This window comes from Aquimarina latercula DSM 2041 (genome assembly GCF_000430645.1).
Lineage (GTDB): Bacteria > Bacteroidota > Bacteroidia > Flavobacteriales > Flavobacteriaceae > Aquimarina > Aquimarina latercula.
On the sequence record NZ_AUMK01000014.1, the window covers coordinates 118,753 to 134,708 of the forward strand.

Annotated in this window: 13 protein-coding genes and 1 riboswitch; of the genes, 4 read left to right on the plus strand and 9 right to left on the minus strand. The window is 31.1% G+C overall.

Features of this window, described 5'->3' with window-relative positions:
* Positions 1–20 precede the first annotated feature (20 nt).
* A complete protein-coding gene (gene lpdA, locus H526_RS0114290; protein ID WP_027393636.1) occupies positions 21–1,427 on the plus strand; it encodes a dihydrolipoyl dehydrogenase in 1,407 nt (468 codons plus the stop codon).
* Between the two features lie 57 nt (positions 1,428–1,484).
* Here the strand turns inward: lpdA and H526_RS0114295 are convergent, their stop codons facing one another.
* The gene (locus H526_RS0114295) at positions 1,485–2,195 is read right to left on the minus strand and encodes a LytR/AlgR family response regulator transcription factor (RefSeq protein ID WP_027393637.1); all 711 of its coding nucleotides are present in this window, start codon (positions 2,193–2,195) and stop codon (positions 1,485–1,487) included.
* Positions 2,185–3,261 carry a sensor histidine kinase gene (locus H526_RS0114300; RefSeq protein WP_027393638.1) on the minus strand — a complete coding sequence of 359 codons (1,077 nt, stop codon included), beginning with the start codon at positions 3,259–3,261 and terminating at the stop codon, positions 2,185–2,187. The genes H526_RS0114295 and H526_RS0114300 overlap by 11 nt, the downstream gene beginning before the upstream one ends.
* Before the next feature lie 216 nt (positions 3,262–3,477).
* Between H526_RS0114300 and H526_RS0114310 the strand changes: the two genes are divergently transcribed.
* Together H526_RS0114310 and H526_RS0114315 are read left to right on the plus strand one after the other, a co-directional pair.
* Positions 3,478–3,894, plus strand: a complete 417-nt coding sequence (locus H526_RS0114310) for a MotA/TolQ/ExbB proton channel family protein (protein WP_051336166.1) — start codon at positions 3,478–3,480, stop codon at positions 3,892–3,894.
* A gap of 151 nt (positions 3,895–4,045) precedes the next feature.
* Positions 4,046–5,371: a serine hydrolase domain-containing protein gene (locus H526_RS0114315; RefSeq protein ID WP_027393640.1), complete on the plus strand. Its 1,326-nt coding sequence runs from the start codon at positions 4,046–4,048 to the stop codon at positions 5,369–5,371.
* A 57-nt stretch (positions 5,372–5,428) separates the two neighbouring features.
* Here H526_RS0114315 and H526_RS0114320 read toward each other — a convergent pair whose 3' ends face one another.
* On the minus strand, positions 5,429–5,665 hold the full coding sequence (locus tag H526_RS0114320) for a CDGSH iron-sulfur domain-containing protein (protein WP_027393641.1): 237 nt from the start codon (positions 5,663–5,665) through the stop codon (positions 5,429–5,431).
* A 156-nt stretch (positions 5,666–5,821) separates the two neighbouring features.
* A riboswitch (cobalamin riboswitch) is annotated at positions 5,822–6,012 on the plus strand.
* 169 nt (positions 6,013–6,181) lie between these two features.
* On the opposite strand from H526_RS0114320, the gene metE reads away from it, so the two are divergent.
* Positions 6,182–8,500 (plus strand): 5-methyltetrahydropteroyltriglutamate--homocysteine S-methyltransferase, encoded by a 2,319-nt coding sequence (gene metE, locus H526_RS0114325; protein ID WP_027393642.1) that lies wholly within the window; start codon positions 6,182–6,184, stop codon positions 8,498–8,500.
* Positions 8,501–8,559: 59 nt separating this feature from the next.
* On the opposite strand, the gene H526_RS30935 is transcribed toward metE, so the two are convergent.
* From H526_RS30935 to H526_RS0114355, 6 genes are all read right to left on the minus strand, one after another.
* Entirely contained in the window at positions 8,560–9,933 is a 1,374-nt protein-coding gene (locus H526_RS30935; RefSeq protein ID WP_051336167.1) for a DUF3179 domain-containing protein, read from the minus strand.
* 217 nt (positions 9,934–10,150) lie between these two features.
* Entirely contained in the window at positions 10,151–11,926 is a 1,776-nt protein-coding gene (locus tag H526_RS0114335; protein ID WP_027393643.1) for an ABC transporter ATP-binding protein, read from the minus strand.
* A gap of 3 nt (positions 11,927–11,929) precedes the next feature.
* A complete protein-coding gene (bla, locus tag H526_RS0114340; RefSeq protein WP_051336168.1) occupies positions 11,930–12,679 on the minus strand; it encodes a subclass B1 metallo-beta-lactamase in 750 nt (249 codons plus the stop codon).
* Between the two features lie 4 nt (positions 12,680–12,683).
* Positions 12,684–13,223, minus strand: coding sequence for a metal-dependent hydrolase (locus H526_RS0114345; protein WP_027393645.1), 540 nt, complete (start codon positions 13,221–13,223; stop codon positions 12,684–12,686).
* Positions 13,223–14,533 (minus strand): hypothetical protein, encoded by a 1,311-nt coding sequence (locus tag H526_RS0114350; protein ID WP_027393646.1) that lies wholly within the window; start codon positions 14,531–14,533, stop codon positions 13,223–13,225. The genes H526_RS0114345 and H526_RS0114350 overlap by 1 nt, the downstream gene beginning before the upstream one ends.
* Positions 14,534–14,594: 61 nt before the next feature.
* Complete coding sequence (locus H526_RS0114355; protein ID WP_027393647.1) at positions 14,595–15,953, minus strand: DEAD/DEAH box helicase; 1,359 nt, start codon at positions 15,951–15,953, stop codon at positions 14,595–14,597.
* Positions 15,954–15,956 lie beyond the last annotated feature (3 nt).

A 15,956-nucleotide genomic window follows, 5' to 3' on the forward strand; every position in this document is an offset into this window, starting at 1 on the left:
TGCCAACATAAAAATCTCTTATGAGTACATATGATGTAGCCGTAATTGGCTCTGGACCTGGTGGGTATGTTGCAGCTATCCGTTGCGCACAACTAGGAATGAAAACTGCGATAATCGAAAAATATTCAACACTTGGTGGAACTTGCCTTAATGTAGGATGTATTCCTAGTAAAGCGTTACTAGATTCTTCTCATCATTATGAGCATGCGGTAAAGCACTTTGCTGATCATGGAATCGAAATTCCGGGTGATGTAAAGATCAATCTAGAAAAAATGATTGCTCGTAAGCAAGCTGTAGTTGATCAAACCACAGGTGGAGTTGATTTCTTAATGAAAAAAAATAAGATTGATAGGTATGAAGGTGTTGGATCTTTTAAGGACGCTACACACGTAAATATTACGAAATCTGATAATTCTGTAGAAACAATTGAAGCTAAGAATATAATCATAGCTACTGGTTCTAAACCATCTTCTTTACCTTTTATCAAGTTAGATAAGAAACGAGTGATCACTTCTACAGAGGCTTTAAAGCTTAAAGAAGTACCTAAACATATGGTTATTATCGGTGGAGGTGTAATCGGATTGGAGTTGGGACAAGTATATCGTCGTTTAGGAGCTGAGGTTTCTGTTGTAGAATATATGGATAGAATTATCCCTGGAATGGATAAAGCATTATCCAGAGAACTACAAAAGGTAATGAAAAAACAAGGAGTGAAGTTTTATACATCGCATAAGGTTACTGGAGTAAAGGCTACAGCAAAACAAGTAACGATTACTGCTGATGATAAAAAAGGAAATCCTGTAGAGTTTAAAGGTGATTATTGTTTGGTCTCTGTTGGTAGAAAACCATATACCGATGGATTAAATACTGAAGCTGCAGGAGTAAAGTTAACGGATAGAGGACAGGTAGAAGTAAATGATCATTTACAGACTTCTGTAAGTAATATCTATGCCATTGGTGATGTAATAAAAGGAGCAATGTTAGCTCATAAGGCAGAAGAAGAAGGAGTTTTTGTTGCAGAAATATTAGCTGGACAAAAACCACATATTGATTATAACTTGATTCCAGGAGTAGTATATACTTGGCCAGAGGTTGCTGCAGTTGGTAAAACTGAAGAAGAACTTAAAGAAGCTGGAATTAAGTATAAATCTGGACAATTCCCGTTTAGAGCGTTAGGTAGATCAAGAGCAAGTGCAGACTTAGATGGGTTTGTGAAAATTCTTGCGGACGAGACAACAGATGAGGTATTAGGTGTACATATGGTTGGCGCACGTTGTGCTGATTTAATTGCCGAAGCTGTCACAGCTATGGAGTTTAGAGCATCTGCAGAAGATATTAGTAGAATGTCTCACGCGCACCCTACCTTTACAGAAGCTATTAAAGAGGCGGCTTTAGCTGCAACAGATAATAGAGCATTGCATGTTTAAAAGGAGCTTTTTTTAAATCTTATATATCATCCCACTTTTAATTTGAAGTGGGATTTTTTATATATTTTCTAATCTATTTAGAACTTCAGTTTTATAGTTTCGACTAATAGGAATTGATTTGTTATTAAGAACTAATTCTTCATTAGAGAAAGAATCTATTTTTTTAATGGAAATAATAAATGATCTGTGGGTTCGCATGAATTGTTTTACGGGCAGTTTAGCCTCTATGTTACTAATAGTTTCTCTGGTAACAATAGTTGCATTATCGCAATGAATTTTTAGATAATCATTATAACTTTCTATATAAATAATCTCTGAGAAATCTATTTTTTTCATTCTTCGGTCCGATCTTACAAAAATGAAATCGTTTACTACTGTTTCTTGAGTTTTTGTGGAGGATACTTTATGATGAGTTTCAAAATAATTATTTACTGCATTTAATAATCGTTCGAAAGAAATTGGTTTTAGTAAATAATCTACTGCGTGTAAATCAAAACCTTCTATGGCATATTCTCTATAAGCAGTAGTAAAAATAATCTTAATTTCTTTATTGATAGATTTGGCAAATGAAATTCCGGATATTTCAGGCATATTAATATCCAAAAAAATAAGATCTACTTGTTTCGAATTAATGTGATTAAATGCTTCTAAAGCGCTATTGCATATGGCAACAACTTCTAAACGATCGATTTTTGCTATATGACTTGCAATAATATCTCGAGCAGTAGGTTCATCATCTACTATGATGCATGATATTTTAGAACTCATTAGTAGGTGCTTTTAAGTTTTTTAATATTAATTGTACAGTATACCAGTTCTGATTTTCTAAAACGGTAAGTTCATGATTATCCCGATATACTAATGATAATCGTTTTTTTATATTATTTAACCCAATTCCTTTTTTACTTTTTTCTGTAAAAGAGTGAATAGAATTTTTTATTGAAAAATGAATTTCATTATCGATATATTTTAAATGGATATAGATAGATAATTTTTGATCTACAATTTGACCGTGCTTAAAACTGTTTTCTACAAATGGGATTAATAGCATTGGAGCTATTTGTATAGTGTTTTTTATGTTTTCTACCTGTAAAGAAATGTCTAGAACATCACTAAATCGCATTTTTTCTAAGGCTACATAGTCTTCAATATGATTTATTTCTTCTTGTAATGAAACCAAAGGTTTGTCGGATTGATACAATAAATAATCTAATAAATTAGATAGTTTTAGTATCATTTCTGGAGTGTCATCGGATTTCTTTAGTGCAAATCCATATAACGTATTTAAAGTGTTAAATAAGAAGTGAGGATGTATCTGCATCTTTAGATAATTCAATTCTTGCTCCTTTAGTTTTAGTTGAGCTTCTAGAATTCTGTTTTTAAGTTCTTGATTAGCTGTTCTGGACTTATAGTTATGTTGCGCTAGATTTAATGCACTTGCTATAAAAACAACAAAATAGACTGCAATAAATAGGAAAAAAGGACTTCTGGTCATAGGTGCCATTCCTTCATATTTTAGTGATGATAAAAAAATCAATCCATAAAAAAAGGAAATTACTATAAAAAAGGTAGAAATGATAATTGTATAAATACAATAAATTATAAATAGAATATATTTTTCATTAATTAAATATTTAGGTATTAAGATGTCTGTTACAGCATATGTAGTTCCTATTGTTACTGGCATTAGAAATAGAGAAAAGGAGAAAACATAACTGATATCATCAGTGTTGTAACCAAAAAAATAGGTATAGGAAAACAATACTACCACCCAGAAAATAACGTGTAGTAATATGGAAGCAATTTTTTTAAGAATTGTATCTTTAGAGATCATATTGGAGTACAATATCAGTATTTTTTACTTTTCATAATGTATTTTTGGGCGAATAACCATTTTAATGACCGTTATAGCATAATAAAAATGGATGTTTCTCTAGTAAGTATTGATTATGTTAAAAACACAACAAATTTGGTAAACAAGCGCAAAAAAAATATTTCAGAGAATTTAGATACTAGTTTTGAGTATGTTTAATTTAAAAAAATATACACGATGATATCATTATCCATTATTCAATCACAAAATCCAATTCTTTTTTTTCAATTTTTCCAACGTTTAGAGGAAGGAGGGATGTTTTTTATGTTTCCTATTCTAATCATGTTATTACTAGTGTTTTTTTTAATTGTTAAAGCAATCATTTCGATTCGTAAAAATCATGTAGGACTTAATAAGAATATTCAATTACTAAATTCGATTGGTCTTTTTTCTGTAGTATGGGGTATGCTTGGACAACTTATCGGTATTGTTGGTATGTTTGACAAAATGGAGGCAATTAGTGAAATATCTTCTGATGTTTTTGCAGGAGGATTAAAAGTATCCGCACTTCCTCCAATTTTTGGTTTTTGTGTATTTATAATTTCTAGAGCGGCTTCTATAGTATTTACTTGGATTAGTAAAGAATCCGAATAAATAACAGTAACCTTACCTACCAAAAATAGTATAACCTCACTAGGTTATCAATATCAAAAACACTTAATAAACATGATGTTATTATAGATCAAAATGTTTTTTGATCAGGTATTAACGTGTGTTATTTTTCAAACAAATAAATAAGATAGATATGATTAGAAAAGTAATAATAACAGTTCTTTTGATAAACATTGTGACCATACAGGCACAAACATTTAATAAATCTACATTAGACAGTTTTTTTGAATTATTGGATGCTAATGATAAAGGTATGGGAAGCATTTCTATTTATAGACAAGGAAAAGAAATCTATAAAAATTCCATTGGTTATCTTGATTTAGCACATAAAACAAAGGCAAATTCTGAGACGATATATAGAATTGGGTCTATTACAAAAACTTTTACAGCAACAATAATCATGCAATTAATAGAAGATAATAAGTTGGATTTAGAAACCTTATTAAGTGATTATTTCCCAAAAGTTTCTAATGCTGATAAAATAACAATTGGACATATGTTGCGTCATCGTAGCGGTTTATTTAATTTAACAGAGGATGAAGATTTTATGAAATGGATGATTGTACCTAATACTAGAAAACAGATGATAGATAGATTGTTGAAAAAAGAAGGGAGTTTTGAACCTGGAGAAAAGACAGCATATTCTAACACGAATTATTTGTTACTCTCGTACATCGCCGAAGAAATTGAAGGTAAAACATATTCAGAAATTTTGCAGTCGAGAATAATACACCCTTTAGGTCTAAAAAGAACTGCTTACGGAAAAAATATTGATACAAGTAACAATGAAGCTCTTTCTTATGTTAAGAATGATAATAAGTGGGTTAAAATAGAAAAGCATACTGATATGAGCGTGCCGATAGGAGCTGGAGCAATAGTATCTACACCAACAGAGGTTAATATTTTTTACAATAGTTTATTTTCTGGGAAACTAGTATCAAATGCCTCTTTAGAAATTATGATGGATACATCTACAGGAATGGGAATCGGTCTAGGAGGAGAGACCTTTTTTGGAAAACAAGCCTATGGTCATAATGGAGGTATTGATGGTTTCCAATCCCTTACAATGTACCTGCCAGAGGAAAAAATAGTGGTTTCTTATATAGGTAATGGAGTAGTAATGTCACCAAATAATTGTATTGTAAATGTATTAAAAAGCTATTATGATCAGGATTATAAACTTCCAGTGTTTAATGCACCATTAGAGTTTGCTACAGAAGAATTGGATGTTTTTTTAGGGGTTTATATTAGCAAGTCCTTCCCTTTTCAAATTACTTTTACAAAAGAAAATACAACGTTGATTGCCAGTGCTAAAGATGGTCCTACATTTCCATTAGTTGGATATCAGAAGAATGGATTTAAATCAGATAGAGCAGGAGCGACTATTAACTTTAATACAGATGAAAGTACAATGGTACTAGAGTTAAATGGAAATAAAGTATCTTTTAAAAGAAAATAAATAATATAAAAAAAACCTCTGTTTCTCTAGTTACAATAATAAACAGAGGTTTTTCTATTATTTATGTGATCCATCGCAATATGGTGGGTTACTAGTTAATTTACAGGTACATAAATATGCTTCCTTTGCTTCTTCCACAGTAAAAATAGTTGGAGGAGTGCCTCCAGTTGTTTTATGCGCTCCGTTACAAAAAGGTTGGTTTTCACTATGACCACAGGTACACCAGGCGTAATTTTTATTAGCTTCTAATTCACAAGGAACTGGTGAGTCACCACCTCGTATGTTATTCTCCATAATCTTAATTATTTTGATATTAAAATTATTAATTCCTAAATTAAGATTGATTTTAAATTAAGAATGTTTAAATAATCTTCTTTTAATGCTGTTTTAGGAGTGTCATCAGATTATTTAAAGTATTTTTATGTAGAATTAAAGTTCTTTAGATAAAATTTTATATCAACCAATATAGGTTTTGCTTAATTGTGAATTAATAGGGAATCGTGTGAGAATCACGAGCTGTCGCGCAACTGTAAGTAACCATATAGTTTTTATCAATTTATATCCACTGTTTTATTATAAAAAATGGGAAGGATGATAAAAATGTTATAAGTCAGGAGACCTGCCTATTATTGAATTGACTATGCTTTCGCGAATTGAAGTTTTGGTTAAGTTTGATGCACACTAAAAGGGTTTTTAACTTTTTTGGTGATATAACTATATGCATTATTTTAATTCTCTTCATTTCTATAAGCACACTAATTTATACAAAGAGCTTTAAAAATTAATATTAATTTTTAAAAGTTTAAAGTTATGCTTACACACAATCTTGGCTATCCGCGTATTGGTAGCGAAAGGGAATTAAAAAAAGTTTCAGAACAATATTGGTCTGGAAAAACTAGTAGGAAGAATTTACTACAGGTAGGAAAAAACATCCGAAAAGAGAATTGGTTATTACAAAAAGAAGCAGGTATAGATTTAATACCGTCTAATGATTTTTCATTTTATGATCAAGTTTTAGATATGTCATTGATGGTTGGAGCGATCCCCAAAAGATATCAGAGCCTATTAGTTAATAAGCTTAGTTATTTAGACTTGTATTTTGCAATGGCTAGAGGATATCAAAAGGATAGTTATGATATTACAGCGATGGAAATGACAAAATGGTTTGATACTAACTATCATTATATTGTTCCAGAGTTTTATAAAAATCAAGAGTTTACCTTGTCTTCTACGAAAGTAATTGATGAGTTTTATGAAGCAAAAGAAATTGGTATACAAACAAAACCAGTATTAATTGGTCCTGTGTCTTATCTGTTATTAGGAAAAGCAAAAGGAGAAAGTTTTGAAACAATTGATCTAGTGGATAAGTTAATACCAGTATATATAGATTTAATAAAGAAATTGGTTTCTTTAGGGGTGGAATGGATACAATTCGATGAGCCTTTTTTAGCACTTGATCTAACCAAAAAAGAGAAAGAAGTATACAAACAAGCATATCTTAAATTAAAAAGCTCTTTTCCGGATTTAAAAATAATGATAGCAACCTATTTTGAGAGTATCCAAGATAATTTAGAATTAATAGCAAATAAACTTCTTATTGATGCGATTCATATTGATTTAGTCAAGTGTCCAGAACAATTAGATAGTGTATTGGATAGTATTCCCGAACGGATACATCTTTCATTAGGGGTTGTAGATGGAAGAAATATATGGAAAAACAATTATCAAGAGTCATTATCATATATAAATAGAGCGAAAGAAAAGAGAGAAGAAAACACTGTTTTGATAGCACCTTCTTGTTCATTACTTCATTCACCATGTGACTTAGATTTAGAAGCAAATAATGAGAAATTATCCTTAGAGGTTAAAGACTGGTTATCTTTTGCAAAACAAAAATTAAAAGAAGTAGTTACTTTAAAGGAGATTACTCTTTTAGAAAAAGAAGATAAAGTATTTGAAGAATTAGAAAAAAACATAATTTCTCATGCGAATAGGAGTAGTTCAGAAAGAATTCATAATTCAGAGGTTGATGAAAAAGTCAAAGCAATTTCGAAGCAGGATATAGTAAGAAAAAATTCTTTTAACCTTCGTAAAGAAGTGCAACATAAAAATTTAAACCTACCTGTTTTCCCAACTACGACTATTGGATCGTTTCCACAAACAAAAAAAGTAAGAAGTTGGAGATATCAATATAAAAAAGGAAATATTTCTTTAATGCAGTACGAAGAATACATAAAAGAAGAAATCATAAAAGTAATTCGTTGGCAAGAAGAAATAGGATTGGATGTTTTAGTTCACGGGGAGTTTGAGCGTAATGATATGGTAGAATATTTTGGAGAAAAGCTAGATGGTTTTACTTTTACTAAATTCGGTTGGGTCCAGAGTTATGGATCTCGTTGTGTAAAACCTCCTATTATTTATGGTAGTGTAAAGAGACCAAATCCAATGACGATAGATTGGACTTTATTCGCACAATCATTAACTTCAAAACCGGTAAAAGGCATGCTTACAGGGCCTGTAACTATTTTGCAATGGTCTTTTGTAAGAAATGATCAACCTGAATCTATAACTTGTAATGAGATTGCTTTAGCGATAAGAGATGAGGTAAAGGATTTAGAAGATAATGGGATTAATATAATTCAGATTGATGAACCAGCATTAAGAGAAGGTCTTCCTTTAAAGAGTAAATATCATAGTGATTATTTTGAATGGGCAATTCAATCATTTAAAATTGCCTCATCTATAGTATCCAATACTACACAAATACATACCCATATGTGTTATTCTGAATTTAATGATATTATTGATCAAATAGCAAATTTAGATGCAGACGTAATAACAATTGAATGCTCTAGATCTCAAATGGAGTTGTTGGATGCTTTCGCAGATTATAAATATCCTAATGAAATAGGACCAGGCGTTTATGATATTCATACGCCAAGAGTTCCTCATAAAGATGAGATTATAGAATTAATGCATAAAGCACAAAAATACCTTCCTGTGGATCAATTATGGATCAATCCAGATTGTGGATTAAAAACCCGTGGTTGGGAAGAAACAGAAAAAGCTCTTAAAACTATGGTAGGTGCTGCTAAACAATTGAGGAAAGAAGCGTTACAAGCGGTTTAGTTCTTTTTAGTCAGAAGTAATCTTAATCAAAAAATGGCCTCCTAAAAAAGGAGGCCTTGTTATTTAATCAATTTTGTATCGGGAAAAGCAGCTTTGTATCCAAACCAAAACGCATTATGTGTAGGTAAACGATATGCTATTTCTTTAGTTTTATTATTTTCTAAACGATCTTCATATATGGTCCAGGTATTTCCCTTTTGATCGGTAGCGGTAGATTGCTTATTATAGGAGATAAATTTAGTTTTTGCTGTGAAGTATACTCTATGTGATCCACTTTTATCCGTAAATACAGTAATGTTTTTATTATTAATTTGATTTTGATATATGTTGTTTTTCTTAAGAAATTTAGAAGAAATTGCAATGTTTTCATCAGTTTCAGTAGGTAATCTTATTGCTAGTATTTCTTGTTTGTTTTTTAATCGTTTATCTTTTTTGGGAACGGAAAACATTAGTTGATCTGTTGAAAAATAGTTTTTATAAGCAACACCTTCTCCATAATCTCTTTTATGGCCAGTTTGTAAAGATAAAACGGTAGTATTAGGATGTCGCTTTTTCCAAGCTCCCCAGGTTGTAGTAACTACACTTAAGTATTCTAGTTCAATCCCTTTTTCTACTAATGGTCCTATAACAGGCTTTCCCCAAAGAGTATTCCAAAGAGATTGTGTTTTTTGATCATACATTAGTTTGTTTGATCTATAGAGAAAGCCACTGGTTCCCATTTGATATTGGATACCATCTTTTTCGGTTTTGTATAGAATAACAGTTCCGCAAAGTGTACAATATACCCCAGCAACAGGAGTATCTCCAACGATGTCAGTAAACATTTCATGCCAAGCTAGAATTCGTTTAGGATATGCTCGGACATCTCCATTAACAGAAATACCAAAAACAATATCATTGTTGTTAAGATATCTTGCGTTATTTGCACTAATCATTTTAGGGTTTCTAAGTGGCGGAATTCCGTCTTGTATAACACCTCCCCATCGAACCTCATCTAATCTAATAGTAGATAAATTTTCACGATTTAAAAAATAAGTATTAAATCGACTATCTAATGATTTGTGCAATGCTGCTTTAAAGGAATAGTATTCTTTGGTATATGTAGGTTTTTTATTCCAGATATATTGATACCATTTATTAAAATCATATCCATAATTTTTTCTAGTTTTTTTATTTAGAATATTAAATAATTTCAAAGTAGTTGATTGATGGTTAAGGAAATAAAGAGATTCTATAGCTAGAATCTCAAAACTTTCTGACCAGTTAGTTTCAATATGTTTTATAGCAAGCTTGTGTACTTTGGGGTTTGTTGATGTAAAGAAGTCTAAAAAATATTGATGATCTTCTTTGGGAACTTTCTTTAGTGTCCTTTGTTGAGGTATTAGAATGTTATGACTTAATAAAACAAGTAATATTATAAATATATTTTTCATCGGACCAATTTTCTAAATCAGTCGCATGAATTAGTTAATCACGACAAGTTTTGATAAATTTTAGTATTTATGTTCTTATGTATTATATGTTAGATTATCAATAGGTGTATTTAGACACTTTTTAATGCATCGGAGGCAAGTATATCTAATGTTCTGTTTGTGCCTAATAATGTAAGTCTATACAGGTAATAATATTTAGTATTTTATATGTAATATTTTAGATTCTAGCCTGATAGGTGTATAAATCAAAATATCTTCCTTCTGCTTGGATAAGTTCTTCATGAGTTCCTCTTTCTGCAATACCTCCTGATTCAATAACCAAAATTTGATCCGCTTTTTTGATAGTACTTAATCTATGAGCTATTACAAATGTCGTTCGACCTTTCATTAATTCGTTTAAACTTTTTTGAATCAGCGCTTCACTTTCAGTGTCTAAATTGGATGTAGCCTCATCTAAAATAATGATTTTTGGATCTGCAAGAATAGCACGTGCTATAGCTATACGTTGTCTTTGACCACCAGATAATTTAACTCCTCGTTCGCCTATCAACGTATCCAGCCCGTCATCAAATCGATCAGTAAACTCATTTACATAAGCAGCTTTTACCGCTTGCTGTAATTCCTCTTCAGTAGCATTAGGTCTCGGAAAAAGAATATTATCTCTAATACTACCTTCAAATAAGAATTCGTCTTGCAATACTACTCCTAGGTTACGACGATAACTGCTAAGGTTCACTTTAGAAATATCGTGACTATCTATTGTGATAAGACCAGATTCTGGATTAAGGAAAGTAGCAGATAAGCCCGCAATTGTAGATTTACCAGAACCAGAGCTTCCTACTAAAGCGGTAACCGAACCAGAAGATGCTTTAAAACTAATGTTATGTAGTACCTCTTTTCCTTCTTCGTATGAAAAGGATACATTATCGAAAATAATATCTCCTTTTATATTTTCGAGTTTGATCGTTCGATTTTTTTCATCTTCTTCAGGGTCCATATTCATTAATTCTTCCGTTCTATCCAAACCTGCTAATGCTTCTGTAAGTTGTGATCCTATGTTGCTCATTTGAACAATAGGAGCAATCATAAAAGCCAAATACATAGTGAAAGATAGAAATTGACCAGCAGTCATAGTTCCTTCCATCATATAATAACCACCAATACCCATAATTCCTGTAGAGGCAATACCAGCTAACAAAAAAGTAGAAGAACTGGTCATTAATGCAGTTGCAGTCAAACTCTTTTTTACATTTTGAAACAGTCGATCAACACCTTCTTCGAAAACCTTACTTTCTTGTTCTTCTGCACCAAAGCCTTTAATAACTCTAACACCAGCAAGTGTTTCTGTTAATCTTCCTTTCACTTCGGCATTAATAACACCTCTTTTCCTGAAAATAGGGCGGATATATTTAAAGGCTTTTAGAGCTACAATACCAAATAAAGTTATAGGAATAAGAACAAAAAGAGTCATCCATCCGTTGATGTCAACAAGTAAGACTACAGATACAATTGCTGTAAATATGCCACCAACTAATTGAACCAAACCAGTTCCGATCAAATTACGAACCCCTTCTACATCACTCATTATTCTAGATACTAAAGCACCGGATTTAGTATTGTCAAAGAAGCTGATTGGTAGGGAGAGTACTTTTTTCTGAACCTGAGCTCTAAGCTCAGAAATTAGATATTGAGCCTGTACACTTAAAACTCTAGTTAGTAAAAATGATGTAGTTGCCTGGATTAATATTGCAGAACCCACAATGATAAGTAATTCATACAATTGTCCCATATCTTTACTTGGAACGACGTCATCTAATAAAGTTTTACTTTTCCAGGGTAAAATTAAACCGGCAACTCGATTAAAAAAAATTAATATTAACCCTATAAAAACTAAACCACGTCTGGGCCAAATAATAGTTTTAAATGCTTGTAAAATAGTAACTTTTGGTTTCTTTTTATCGTTGGAAGTGTTATTGCTTTGGAATTCTCTCATAAGTTAGTTTTCGGCATTAAAAAGGGAAATAGTATAGTCCAAAAGGCTTTGGTCTCCATATGAACCATGTCCAGGAATTACAACTTCGATATTAGGATACGCTTTTTTTATTTTACGAACAGTGTTTGACCATTCAGAAACATTGGCATCCAGAAGGTTTCCTTTCGAAGCTTTCAGGCTTTTTATCATACATCCACCAAAAAGAATTTGATCTTCAGGAAAATAGGAAACGATATTATCTTTGCTATGCGCTTCACCAAAAAAGGTGTTTACAATTTTTTTGTTTCCAACGTTTAAAATCAATTCATTTTCGAAGACTTCGTCCGGTTGATTATATTTCTTTTCTAACATTAAATTAGCTGTCTTTTTTGATGCAATAGATGGAATACCATATTTTTTAAAGACATCCATCCCTTCATTACAATCTCTATGAAAGTGATTAAAGACAACTCCTTTTATTGTTGTGTTTTTTTCTTTTTGTAGCCAGTTTATTAATTGTTTAGAAGCAACGTCATTAGCAGGAGTATCAAATACGTATGCTTCGTCATCATTTATGAATATAAAGCCATTGCTATCATATTGCTTGCCATTATCTAGAAAAATTTTAGAAATATGAACATAGCTATGATCATTTATTTTGGCAAGCTTTAAGTTATCAGAAACTTTTATAAGATCCCCTTCTTCATTAGGTTTACAGGACATAATAAATACAAGTAATATATAAGTGATCGATTTTATATGCTGTCTAGTCATGTATTTAAAAGGACTTTTTTCTTTTTAAAAAACGCATAGCTAATATATAAATACCTGACGGAATTCCGATCCATACTAATTCACTTAACAATACTTTAATGCCCCAAGTACTAAAGAATTTACTAGCTCCAATGGGTGATACTTGTATCGGTTTCCATGGAAAAAAGTATCTTGTATTATCAAAAGGTGAAAAGAAAGCAATACCTAAACCACCAGAGGTCATAGCATCCAAAACTCCATGTGAAGCAGTACAAATAGTAAAATAGAGTATAAGAAATATTCCAGTTCTGGAGTTTAGTTTTTTATTATAAAATAGTACTGTTATTAAAAAGCCAAGGATTAATGCAAATACAAGCGAATGGGAAAACCCTCGATGCCCCCAAAAATCTTCATAGGCTATTCCGAATTTAAAACCAACTACATCAGCGTCCGGGAGTATAGCGCAGAGCATACCTAATCCCCAAAGCTTAAATGTTCCTAATTCTTTATTGAAACTTTTTCCAAAAGCATAGGCTGTTAATGCATGTCCAAATACTGAAGCCATTAATTATTTGTTATATATTGAAAAGGGATATTCCATTTGGAGTTATGTTCTTTGTCTTCGTAGTTTTTTTTAATTGTAATTATCTGTTCACCTTCCTCAATATCTGAAAGCTTTATATAAGCCAAAACACCAAATTGATTTGTTCGAGAGTGATAATATTTTCGATATTTCGGAGTAAGTTTTATGTTATTTAGAAAAACTTCATTGTATAAATGATAACAATTGAGATAATTAATCTTGTTGTTTAAACTGTTTTCTTTTTTTGAAATACTATCATTATTCTCAAAGTCAGGGCAAGTATTTTTTCTTATTGTTTTTTCGTGTTCAAATATTGGGATAAACAATTTTAAAACTTTTTTTTCTATGATATCTGATTTGATTTCTGGAGTTAATAGAAAGTCTATATTTTTATTTTCGGTTTCATAATAACCGGCGTAGTTTTTTGTACTATCGAAATAATAACTTGTTTTGGCCAGATATAGAATATTAGTATTAGAAATTTGATAAGAAGCAACAAAAATTCCGGATAGTACAAACAAAATAACATAGCGAATTAGCGCTTTATTTTGTTTGAAATTAGAAGCAAAACTCATGGTGATCTGCAATAGATACTTATAAAGTGGCCCTAATATTATGATAGAAGTTAGTTTCACAATTTTGAAAAGCCATATTTGCATTTTTTCATTTTGCTTATATTTTTTTAAACTGGCAACCATTACAAATATTGATTGAAATAATGCTAAAAAAAGTGAAGCTATTGCTGGAATTAGAGCGATACTAGGAGGTATGAATTTTACAAGAAAGTTATAAAGAAATAAATAGAAAGTAGTGAGTACTGCCAAATAGGTATAGATGAGTAAGATTGCAAAAGCAGCAGAAAAGGTTACACTACATAAATCATCTATTTTTTGAATAGAATCCTTTAATTTAGGTAGAATAGCTAATATTCTTTTAGTGTAAATTTCTGAATATACACTATCTTTTAGACTATAATCTGGGAATACTGAGTTTAATCCTACTAATCCAATCCAATAAGCTCTTAGTAAAAAATGAATTACAAACATGGATACTAGAATACTCACGGCTAAAAGTCCCATAAATGATATGAAATAACCAACAATATATTGCTCTGGGACTAACCAATCAATAAACATATTTGTTACCCAATTAATAACTTTAAATAATTGGAATGTACCAAAAATTGCTATTGCAGAGACTAATAGCTCAGCTTCCCAACTTTCATCTTTTAATCGTTGTAACCAATTATTAGGATTTTTAGGAGGCAAATTTTCACTGTTAGTTTCATTCATACAATCATCATTTATTTAATCATATTGGTTTATAGGAATTCATTAATTTTCTTTCAAGAAATTATTTTTTCTTTTTTTTATGTTTCAGGTTAAAAGTTTTATCACCTTTCGTTTTCGGTTTTTTATACTTCTTTTTGATTTCTCTTTTATACTTTCCTCCTAAATTGACTTTACTATTTTTTGCAGATTTTTCGTGAAATGCAGGACCAGCTTCATCATCATTAGGACGTTTGTGAGGATTGTATATTTCTTTAACTTTAGGTTGCTCTTCAGGTGTCAATTGATCGGATACTTCTATCGAATCAGGCAGAGGTAGTTGTGCTATTTCCATCTCCATTAACCCTTCAATTGCATCTAAGAACTCTTCTTCTTTTTCTGTAGTAAGAACAAAGGAAACTCCTTCTTTTTCTGCTCTACCAGTTCTACCAATTCTATGCATATAGTTTTCTGGATATTCAGGCGTATCTAAGTTGATTACTTGACTTACATTCTCTATATCTAATCCTCGGGCCATTACATCCGTAGCAATAAGAATTCTATTTTCACCCTTTCTAAATTGCTCAATACTTCTTAGTCGATAGTTCTGTGTTTTATTAGAGTGTATGATACAAATTTCTTCTTTGTATTTTTTTTCTAATGCTTCGAATAAACGATCAGCTATCTTTTTATACCCGACAAATATTAATGTTTTATGGTAAGTTTCTTTATCAGCTAATAAGTGTTCTAATAGGTTTACTTTGGTATAGAAATTTGGAACTTTATATCCAAATTGTTTAATATTTTCTAAAGGAGTACCACTTTTGGCAACTGATATTTTTTTAGGATCTCGGAATATCTCAGAAATCATTTTATCCACTTCTTCCGTCATAGTCGCGGAAAACATGATGTTTTGACGCTGTTGAGGTAGTATATCGAAAATATTCATTAATTGATGTCTAAAACCAAGATCTAACATTACATCGACTTCATCTATCACTATTTTTTGAATAGATTTTAGCTGTAATGCTCTACTTACTGCTAGATCATATAAACGTCCAGGCGTAGCTACTACGATATCTAAACCTTCTGATACCGCTTGTTTTTGAGTATTAATATTTGTCCCTCCATATACTCCGGTAACTCTAACATTAATATATGTAGAAAGTTTTTGAATTTCATCTACTACCTGAACTACCAATTCTCTTGTTGGAACTAATACTAAAACTCGTGGATTTTGTTGTACCGAATATTTTAGCATTCTTAAAATAGGTAACATATAAGCATATGTCTTACCAGTTCCCGTTTGTGCAATTCCTACAACGTCTTTTCCTGACATTACTACAGAAAATGCTTGCTCCTGAATAGGAGTAGGGGTTTTAAACTCCAAGTCATCCAATGCATTTAGGAGTTGTGTACTTAAATTTAGATCTCTAAAAGTCACTAT